Raw genomic sequence first — 8528 nt, 5'->3', positions numbered from 1 at the left:
GCCGCGGCGCGCCGAGGCGGTCGCGCAGCGCCGGCTGCGGCCGGAGACGGTCGGCCGGCCGGACTGGCACAACGCCCGCGCCGCGCTGCTGCTGGGCATCGAGGAGGCGCTGGAGAAGGCCGGCGACGACCGCACCCGCGCGGCGCTGCTGGACCGGCTGCGGCGCGCGCTGGACGAAGGCTGAACCCGGCGCCAGATAGGGGCGATGAGCGACAACCCCCTGCTGGAACCCTGGACCACGCCCTTCGGCGTGCCGCCCTTCGACCGCATCAAGGAAGCGCATTTCCCCCCGGCCTTCCAGGCTGCCATGGCGGCGCACCGGGACGAGGTCGCGGCCATCGCGCGGGATCCCGCGCCGCCCTCCTTCGCCAACACGGTGGAGGCGCTGGAACGCGCCGGCGCCCTGCTGACCCGCATCGCCGCGACCTTCTTCAACCTCGCCGCCAGCCAGGCCACGGACGCGCTGCAGGCGGTGGAGCGCGACATCGCGCCGAAGCTGGCGCGGCACCGGATGGAGGTGGTGCTGGACCCCGGCATCTTCCGCCGCGTCGCCGAGCTGCATGCACGCCGCGCCGCGCCGGGGCTGGAGCCCGACCAGCTGCGCCTGCTGGAACGGCTGCACATGAACCTGCTGCGCGCCGGCGCCGCGCTGGACGAGGCGGCCCGGGCGCGGCTGACGGAGATCTCGACCCGGCTCGCCACGCTGCACACCGCCTTCGGGCAGAACGTGCTGGCCGACGAGAACGACTGGCAGATGGTGCTGGCCGAGGCCGACCTCGCCGGCCTGCCGGACTTCGCCCGCGCCGCCGCGCGGGAGGCAGCGCGGGAGCGCGGGGTCGAGGGCTATGTCATCACCCTCTCGCGGTCGTCGGTGGAGCCGTTTCTGGCCTTCTCCGAACGGCGCGACCTGCGGGAGAAAGCCTGGCGCGCCTGGGTGGCGCGCGGCGCGCTGCACCCCGAGCGGGACAATGCGGCGCTGGTGCGGGAGATCCTGTCGCTGCGGGCGGAACGGGCGCGGCTGCTGGGGCATGCCGACCACGCCGAGTACCGGCTGGCCGACACCATGGCGAAGCATCCGGACGCGGCGGAGGCGCTGCTGCGCGCCGCCTGGGAACCGGCGAAGCGGCGCGCCGCGGCGGAGCGGGCGGAGCTGCAGGCCCTGGCCCGCGCCGGGGGCCAGAACGAGCCGGTCGAGGCCTGGGACTGGCGCTTCTGGGCGGAGCGGGCGCGCAAGGCGAAGCACGATTTCGACGGCGCAGCCCTCAAGCCCTATTTCGAGCTGGAAGCCATGCTGCGCGCGGTCTTCGCCACGGCGGAGCGGCTGTTCGGCGTGACCTTCGAGGAGCGCCGCGACATCCCGGTCTACCACCCGGATGTCCGCGCCTTCGAGGCGAAGGACACCGACGGCGCGCATCGCGGCGTGTTCCTGCTGGACAACTACGCCCGCGCGGGCAAGCGCTCCGGCGCCTGGATGAGCAGCTTCCGCGTGGCGGATTCGCTGGATGGCAGGGTGGCGCCCATCATCGTCAACAACAACAACGTCGCGAAGTCGTCGCCCACGCTGCTGTCCTTCGACGAGGCGCGCACACTGTTCCACGAATTCGGCCACGCGCTGCACGGCCTGCTCAGCACGGCGCGCTACCCTTCGCAATCCGGCACCGCGGTGCTCGGCGACTTCGTCGAGTTCCCGTCCCAGGTGCTGGAGCACTGGCTCAGCGTGAAGGAGACGCTGCGCACCCATGCCCGCCACCACGAGACCGGCGAGCAGCTGCCGGAGGAGGTGCTGGAGAAGCTGCTGGCGGCGCGCAACGAGGGACAGGGCTTCGCGACGGTGGAATACGTCGCCTCGGCGCTGATCGACCTCGCGCTGCACCGCCACCCCGAACCGGAGTCGCTGGAGCTGGAGACCTTCGAGCAGGCCTTCCTGGACCGGATCGGCATGCCGGAGGCCATCGGGCTGCGCCATCGTCCCATCCATTTCGGCCATCTCTTCGCCGGCGGCGGCTATGCGGCGGGCTACTACTTCTACCTCTGGGCGGAGGTGCTGGACGCCGACGGCTTCGAGGCCTTCGAGGAAGCCGGCGACCCGTTCGACCCGGAGCTCGCCGCGCGGCTTAAGGCCATCTACGCCGCGGGAGACACGCGCGACCCGATGGAGCTCTACGTCGCCTTCCGCGGGCGGGAGCCGAAGGTGGACGCGCTGCTGCGCAAGCGGGGGCTGGCCGCGGCGTAGCGCCGCCGGCCTGCGTGCCGTCAGCCGATCGTTAACCGCGGGCATGGTCATGTCCCGGCATGGCCGAGCCCCCCGCATCCGCTGCGCGCCCGACGTCCCTGCCGGTGCTGCACGTCGTGGACGACGACACGGTGACGCGCACGCTGGTCTGCAAGGTGGGCGAGCGGCTCGGCTTCCGCGCAGAAGGCTTCGCCTCGCCCGCCGCCTTCCTCGAGGCTTCGGCGCGGGAGCAGCCGGACCTCGTCGTGGTGGACCTGGCGATCGGCGATTCGGACGGCATCGCCGTGCTGCAGGGCCTGGCGCGGCGGCGCTGCAGCGTGCCGCTGATCGTCTCCAGCGGGCTCGACCACCGCGTGCTGGGCAGCGCGGTGCGGATCGGGCGCAGCCTGGGGCTCACCATGCTCGATCCGCTGCGCAAGCCGGCGGGCCCGGCGGAGCTGATGGCGGCGCTGCGCGACGCGGCCTCCAAGGCGCTGCCGATCCGCGACCGCGACCTGGACGAGGCGCTCGGCGCCGGGCAGCTGGTGCCGTACTACCAGCCCAAGCTGCGCATCGCGGACCGCGTGCCGGTGGGCGCCGAGGCGCTGGTGCGATGGGAACACCCGACGCGCGGCACGCTGGGCCCGGGGGAATTCCTGCCGCTGGCCGAATCCGGCGCCTCGATCACGCCGCTGACCTTCATGATGGTGGAACGCGCGGCGCGCGACTGCGCGACATGGCGCCGGCTCGGGCATGACGTCGGCGTGGCGGTGAACGTCTCGGCGCGCTGCGTGGGCGAGCCCGATTTCGCCGAGCGCATCGCCGACCTGGTCGCGCAGGCCGGCATCGACCCCGGCGCCCTGACGCTGGAGGTGACGGAGACCGCCGCGATGGCGGACACCGCCAACGTCACCACCGCGCTGGCGCGGCTGCGCATCCGCGGCTTCTCGCTTTCCATGGACGATTTCGGGACGGGCTATTCCTCGCTGGCGGAGCTCTACCGGATGCCGTTCTCCGAGCTGAAGATCGAGCGCGGCTTCGTCTCCGGCATGCCGCATGACCGCGACGCGACGCTGATCACCCGCGCCGTGGTGGGGCTGGCGAAGACGCTCGGCTTGCGCACCGTCGCGGAAGGCGTCGAGACGGAAGCGAGCCTGGAGCTGCTCGCGGAGATGGGCTGCGACGTCGCCCAGGGCTTCCTGATCGGCCATCCCATGCCGCTGCCCGGCTTCATCGGCTGGCTGGACCAGGCGGCGGGCGGCCACGTGGCGCCGCAGGTCGGGCTGGAGGAAGCCGCCTGATGCTCGCCGTCCCACAGGGTGCCCCGACATCGCCCGCACCCGGCCCCGCCCTGGCGGAGCTGCTGGACGCGATCGGCGCAGAGGCGACCGCGCAGGCGATCCGGCTGTTCCGCGACAGCGCGACGGCCGGCGTGCCGCGGGCGCTGCACGCCGTGGCGCAGCGCAGCCTGGCGGACGCAGGGCGGGAGGCGCATGCGCTGAAATCGGCAGCCGCGCTGCTCGGCGCGACGGAGCTCGCGCAGACGCTCGGCGCGCTGGAGCATGCGGCCTTCGGCGGCAATCGCGCCGCGGCGCAGGCCGCGGCCGCGCGGCTGCCGACGCTGCTGGACGACGCGCTGGCGCAATTCGACGCGGCGCTGACCCGGCCGGACTGACTCGCCCCGATGACCGCAGGGCCGTTAGACCGGCTTAGCCCTGACTGTGTTCAGGGCTAAGCCGGTCTCGCTTCTCTGGCCCGGCGATTCACGCCCTTCGCCGTGCCCACCTTCGGTGCGCACACTCAGGGCGACCGCGGGCTAGGCCCGGAGGTCTGAACCGGGCGCCCGACATGCGGGGCGGCGCTCAGGCGACGCGGACGGGCGCCGGCCGCGCCGGCAGGCAGTCGGCCAGCGTGGTGCCGTCCAGCGTTGCGAGGAACGCCTCCCGCGCGCGCCACAGCACGCCGCGCAGCCGGCAATCCGGCGAGAGGCAGCAGGCGCCGCCATCCGGGCGGAAGCACTCCACCAGCGACTGCCCCTGTTCGAGGTGACGGACCACGGCGCCCAGGCTGATCTCGGCCGGCGCCCGGGCCAGCAGCACGCCCCCGCGCGCCCCGCGCAGCGTCCGCACCAGCCCGGCCGCCGCCAGGTCCTGCACGATCTTGTGCAGATGGTTGCGCGGGACGCCGACCTCGCCGGCCAGCGCCTCCGTGCTGCGGTGCCGGGCCGGCTCGGCGCCCAAGCGCATCAGCACGCGCAGCGCGAAATCGGTGGAGGCGAGCAGGCGCACGGCAGGGGGCTTCCCGAAGCTGGAACTCTGAAATTGGTATTGACGATACCAGAATTCCGACCGAAGGTAACTGGTATTGGAGATTCCACTTTGAACGCCTCGCCGCCCATCCCCGAAGGTCCGGACCGCCGTGCCGCCCTCGCGCGCGAGATCGAAGCGCGCACCGGCCTCGACGACGCCGTGATCGAACGCTTCCTGCGCGCCTTCTACGGCGCCGCCCGCGCCGATGCGCTGCTCGGCCCCGCCTTCGCCAACGTCGCGGACTGGGAGCGGCACATCGCGGCCATCACGCGCTTCTGGGGCTCGGTCGCGCTGATGCGTGGCGGCTATCACGGCCAGCCGATGCAGGCGCATGCGCATCTCGCGCTGACGCCCGCCCATTTCGCGCGCTGGCTGGACCTCTTCGAGCGCGTCGCGCGTGCCGAACTCACCGAGGAGGGCGCGGCCCACATGCTGGACCGCGCCCGCCGGATCGCCCGCAGCCTGGAGATGGGACTGGTCCCGCTTCCGCTGCCGGCCGCAACGCGCCGCATGGCGCAAGGAAGCCCCGCATGAGCGCCACCGAAGCCGCCGCCCTGGCCGGCCGCAGCCTGGGAGAGATCGCGACGAGCCTGCCCGGCGCGACCGCGGTGTTCCGCCGCCACAAGCTGGATTTCTGCTGCGGCGGCCAGGCCGTGCTGGCCGATGCGGCCGGCCCGGATCGCCTGCCGGCGATCGCGGCGGAACTGGCCGCTCTGGACCGGCCCGATGCCGAGGAGCCGCAGGACGACGCCACGCTGGTACGCCTGATCCTGGACCGCTACCACGCCGTGCACCGCGCCGAAGTGCCGGAACTGGTCCGGCTGGCCCGGCGCGTCGAAGCAGTTCATCGCGACCACCCGGACGCGCCACGCGGCCTGGCAGCATTGCTGGAGCGCATCCTCTACGAAATGGAGGCGCATATGCAGAAGGAGGAGCAGGGCCTCTTCCCGATGATCCTCGCCGGCCAGCGGCACCTCGCCATGCCGATCTCCATCATGCGCGACGAGCACGACGACCACGGCGAGCGGCTGCGCGAGATCGAAGCTCTCACGCAGGGGCACGTGCCGCCCGCGGGCGCCTGCAACAGCTGGCGCGCGCTCTATGCCGGCACGCGGAAGTTCGCCGACGACCTGATGGAGCACATCCACCTGGAGAACAACGTGCTCTTCCCGCGCTACACGGCATGAGCGCCGTGCCCCCTGCGCTGGCCGGCGGTTTGGCGGCGCTGGCCGCGCTGCTGGTGGCGCTACGGCTCCCGCGCTGGCACGGGCTGCGCACGCTGGGCCAGTGCCGGCTTGCCGCCTTCGGCCTGCTCCTGGTCTCCCAGGGCCCCATGCTGGTCAGACCGCGCGTGGACGGAGAGCCGGGATGAGCGACGCACCGGGCGCGACGGCGCCGGCGGCCATGCCGATCGGCGTCGTCACCGTCTCTGACCGCGCCTTCCGCGGCATCTACGCCGACCAGGGCGGGCCGGGCATCGAGGCGGCGCTGGCGCGCATCCTGGCGACGCCCTGGCGCGCGGTGCGCCGCCTGGTGCCGGACGAGCGATCGGCCATCGAGGCGGCGCTGCGCGAACTGGCCGATGCTGAAGGCTGCCCCTTGATCGTCACCACCGGCGGCACCGGCCCGGCGCCGCGGGACGTGACGCCGGAGGCCACGGAAGCGGTGTGCGAGCGCATGCTGCCGGGCTTCGGCGAGCTGATGCGCGCGGTCTCGCTGCGTGCCGTGCCGACGGCGATCCTGTCGCGGCAGGCGGCGGGCACGCGCGGGCGCAGCCTGATCGTGAACCTGCCCGGCAAGCCCTCGGCCATCGCCGAATGCCTGGATGCGGTGTTCCCGGCGATCCCCTACTGCATCGACCTAATCGGTGGTCCGCGGCTGGACACCGACCCCGCTGCCTGCGTGGCCTTCCGGCCCAAGGGCGCCTGAGCTTGGGCGCGAGCCTGGCCGGCTGGGGCGAATTCGCGGCCGCCTTTCTCATCTTCCTGCTGTCGCATGCGCTGCCGGCACGGCCGCCGGTGCGCCGGCGGCTGGTCGCCGCGCTCGGGGAGCGCGGCTACCTCATCGGCTACAGCGCGATGTCGCTCGTGATCCTGGCCTGGCTGGTCGTCGCGGCGGGGCGTGCGCCCTTCGTGCTGCTCTGGCCCTATGCGGCCTGGCAGGCCTGGCTGGCGAACCTCGCCATGCCGCTGGCCTGCCTGCTGGCGGCCTGCGCTCTCGGGGCACCCAACCCGCTGTCCTTCGGCGGCACCGCGCGGGGCTACGACCCGGCGCGGCCGGGCATCGTCGGCGTGTCGCGGCACCCGCTGCTGCTCGCCATCGCGATCTGGGCGGGCGTGCACGCAGTGGCGAACGGCAACTTCGCGCATGTGCTGCTGTTCGGCAGCTTCGCGGCCTTCGCGGTGCTGAGCATGCGCGTGCTGGACCGCCGCAGGCGGCGCCAGCTGGGCGAGGCGGAATGGGCGCGGCTGGCGGCACGCAGCTCCGGCTGGCCGCTCGCGGCGCTGCTGGACGGGCGGTGGCGGCCGACATCGCCGCCGGGCGCGACACGCATCGCGCTCGGCCTGCTGGCCTGGCTGCTGCTGCTGGCGCTGCACCCGGCGGCGATCGGCGTCTCGCCGCTGCCGCCGGGATGATCAGCGCCGGGCGGCGTGTCCCCGCATTTCGGGATCCGTGATGTCCTCGATCCAGGTCAGCGCCGCGACCGCGCGCGGGAAGCCGAGCGTCGGGATCGCCAGCAGCGCGACCTGCTTCAGCGCCTCCGGCGGCATGCCCTCCTCCAGCGCGCGGCGGCAATGCGAGTGGACGCCGCCTTCGGACCCGGCGCCGATCGCCAGCGCCAGCTTCACCAGGCGCAGTGAATCGTCCGCCACCGGCCCGGCTTCCGCGCAGGCGGCGCCGAGCGCGGCGAAGGCGCGCCACACCTCCGGATAGGTCTTCGCCACCTCGCCGGCCGCAGCCGGAAGTTCCCTTGCGCCATCCATCGCCGATCCCTCCCTGAAGGTCACGCCACAGGGCAACGCACGGCGCGCGGTTCGGCTGCGCGGCCGATGGCCGGGAGCGGCTGCTCGCCGGCGTCGAGCTGGCGGAACGGGCCTTCGGGCCCGGCCGCGGCCTGCAGCACGCCCCAGCCGAAATGGAAGTACCAGCCATGCAGCGACAGGGTGCCCGCGGCCACGCGCTCCGCCACGAAGGGGTAGGCGGCCAGGTGGCGCAGGCTGGTCAGCACCGCGGCCTGCTCCGCCCGGCGGGCGACCAGGACGCGCTCGGCCTCCGTCACCAGGCCGTCCATCTCGGCGCGGACCTCTCGCGCCACCTCGACCCAGTCGGAGACGTAGTCGAAGCGCTGCGCGCCGTGGTCGTGGTCCAGCATGCAGCGCACGCCGGCGCAGAAGGAGTGGCCCAACACGACCACGTCGCGCACGCCCAGCGCCTTCACGCCGAACTCGATGGCCGCGGCGGTGCCGTGCGGCGCGCCGTCCGTGCTCGGCGGCGGCACCAGCGCGGCGACGTTGCGCACGACGAACAGGTCGCCCGGCCGTGCGCCGCAGATGATGGCCGGGTCGGTCCGGCTGTCGGAGCACGCGATCACCAGCACCTCCGGCTGCTGCCCGTCCAGCAGCCGGTCGTAGAGGTCGTGGTCCGCCTCGAAATGGTCCTGCCGGAAGCGGTCGAAGCCGGCGACGAGTCGGCCGAGCGCGCCGTGGCCGCCAGGCTGGTGCATGTCCATCTGCTCAGGGCTCCGGAGGCGAGGGAACGAGGGAAGAGCCGACCAGGCCGCGCCGCCGCGCCATCTCCTGCGCCAGCTGCTGCGTGGCCTGCGCCGGCAGCACCGCGCGCGCCAGCGGCGTCACGACGGCCTCCTCGGATTCCAGGTGCAGGCGATGCAGCCGCGCGAAGCACGCGGCGGCGTCCATCTCGGCGCGCGTGACGTCGGCGCCGGACAGCAGCCGGCGCAGCGACGTGACGGTCGCGGCGGCCAGCCGGGCGTCCCGCTGGTGCTCGGC

General features: G+C 73.7%; 13 protein-coding genes. 9 read left to right on the top strand and 4 right to left on the bottom strand.

Translation table 11 applies throughout. The features are described 5' to 3' along the window. From OZN99_RS19600 to OZN99_RS19585, 4 genes are all read left to right on the top strand, one after another. A partial coding sequence (locus OZN99_RS19600; RefSeq protein ID WP_456299889.1) for a hypothetical protein occupies positions 1 to 184 on the top strand: 184 nt, incomplete at its 5' end. A 21-nt stretch (positions 185 to 205) separates the two neighbouring features. Next, entirely contained in the window at positions 206 to 2233 is a 2028-nt protein-coding gene (locus tag OZN99_RS19595) for a M3 family metallopeptidase (protein WP_270936950.1), read from the top strand. 59 nt (positions 2234 to 2292) lie between these two features. Then, a complete protein-coding gene (locus tag OZN99_RS19590) occupies positions 2293 to 3513 on the top strand; it encodes a GGDEF/EAL domain-containing response regulator (RefSeq protein WP_270936949.1) in 1221 nt (406 codons plus the stop codon). Further along, a complete protein-coding gene (locus OZN99_RS19585) occupies positions 3513 to 3887 on the top strand; it encodes an Hpt domain-containing protein (protein ID WP_270936948.1) in 375 nt (124 codons plus the stop codon). Before OZN99_RS19590 ends, OZN99_RS19585 begins: the two co-directional genes overlap by 1 nt. Positions 3888 to 4074: 187 nt before the next feature. On the opposite strand, the gene OZN99_RS19580 is transcribed toward OZN99_RS19585, so the two are convergent. Then, positions 4075 to 4500 carry an RrF2 family transcriptional regulator gene (locus OZN99_RS19580; RefSeq protein ID WP_270936947.1) on the bottom strand — a complete coding sequence of 142 codons (426 nt, stop codon included), beginning with the start codon at positions 4498 to 4500 and terminating at the stop codon, positions 4075 to 4077. 90 nt (positions 4501 to 4590) lie between these two features. Here OZN99_RS19580 and OZN99_RS19575 point away from each other — a divergent pair, with 90 nt between their 5' ends. Genes OZN99_RS19575 through OZN99_RS19555 form a run of 5 tightly spaced genes read left to right on the top strand, consistent with a single transcriptional unit; the run spans position 4591 to position 7157 of the window. Beyond that, complete coding sequence (locus tag OZN99_RS19575) at positions 4591 to 5055, top strand: group III truncated hemoglobin (RefSeq protein ID WP_270936946.1); 465 nt, start codon at positions 4591 to 4593, stop codon at positions 5053 to 5055. Next, positions 5052 to 5708, top strand: coding sequence for an iron-sulfur cluster repair protein YtfE (gene ytfE, locus OZN99_RS19570; protein ID WP_270936945.1), 657 nt, complete (start codon positions 5052 to 5054; stop codon positions 5706 to 5708). Before OZN99_RS19575 ends, ytfE begins: the two co-directional genes overlap by 4 nt. Then, on the top strand, positions 5705 to 5893 hold the full coding sequence (locus OZN99_RS19565; protein WP_270936944.1) for a hypothetical protein: 189 nt from the start codon (positions 5705 to 5707) through the stop codon (positions 5891 to 5893). Before ytfE ends, OZN99_RS19565 begins: the two co-directional genes overlap by 4 nt. Next, complete coding sequence (gene mog, locus OZN99_RS19560) at positions 5890 to 6450, top strand: molybdopterin adenylyltransferase (protein ID WP_270936943.1); 561 nt, start codon at positions 5890 to 5892, stop codon at positions 6448 to 6450. The genes OZN99_RS19565 and mog overlap by 4 nt, the downstream gene beginning before the upstream one ends. 2 nt (positions 6451 to 6452) lie before the next feature. After that, positions 6453 to 7157 (top strand): NnrU family protein, encoded by a 705-nt coding sequence (locus OZN99_RS19555; protein WP_270936942.1) that lies wholly within the window; start codon positions 6453 to 6455, stop codon positions 7155 to 7157. Here OZN99_RS19555 and OZN99_RS19550 read toward each other — a convergent pair whose 3' ends face one another. From OZN99_RS19550 to OZN99_RS19540, 3 genes are all read right to left on the bottom strand, one after another. Continuing rightward, positions 7158 to 7505: a carboxymuconolactone decarboxylase family protein gene (locus OZN99_RS19550; RefSeq protein WP_270936941.1), complete on the bottom strand. Its 348-nt coding sequence runs from the start codon at positions 7503 to 7505 to the stop codon at positions 7158 to 7160. It abuts the gene before it with no gap. 20 nt (positions 7506 to 7525) lie between these two features. Further along, positions 7526 to 8245 carry a carbonic anhydrase gene (locus OZN99_RS19545; protein WP_270936940.1) on the bottom strand — a complete coding sequence of 240 codons (720 nt, stop codon included), beginning with the start codon at positions 8243 to 8245 and terminating at the stop codon, positions 7526 to 7528. Positions 8246 to 8255: 10 nt separating this feature from the next. Beyond that, positions 8256 to 8528, bottom strand: a 273-nt coding sequence (locus OZN99_RS19540) for a hypothetical protein (RefSeq protein ID WP_333779748.1), incomplete at its 5' end; no start/stop codon positions are given.

It is taken from the genome of Falsiroseomonas oryzae, from assembly GCF_027856955.1.
GTDB classification, from domain to species: Bacteria; Pseudomonadota; Alphaproteobacteria; order Acetobacterales; family Acetobacteraceae; genus Falsiroseomonas; species Falsiroseomonas oryzae.
The sequence above is the reverse complement of the archived record's forward strand: the minus strand, read 5'-3'. Positions and strand labels throughout refer to the sequence as shown.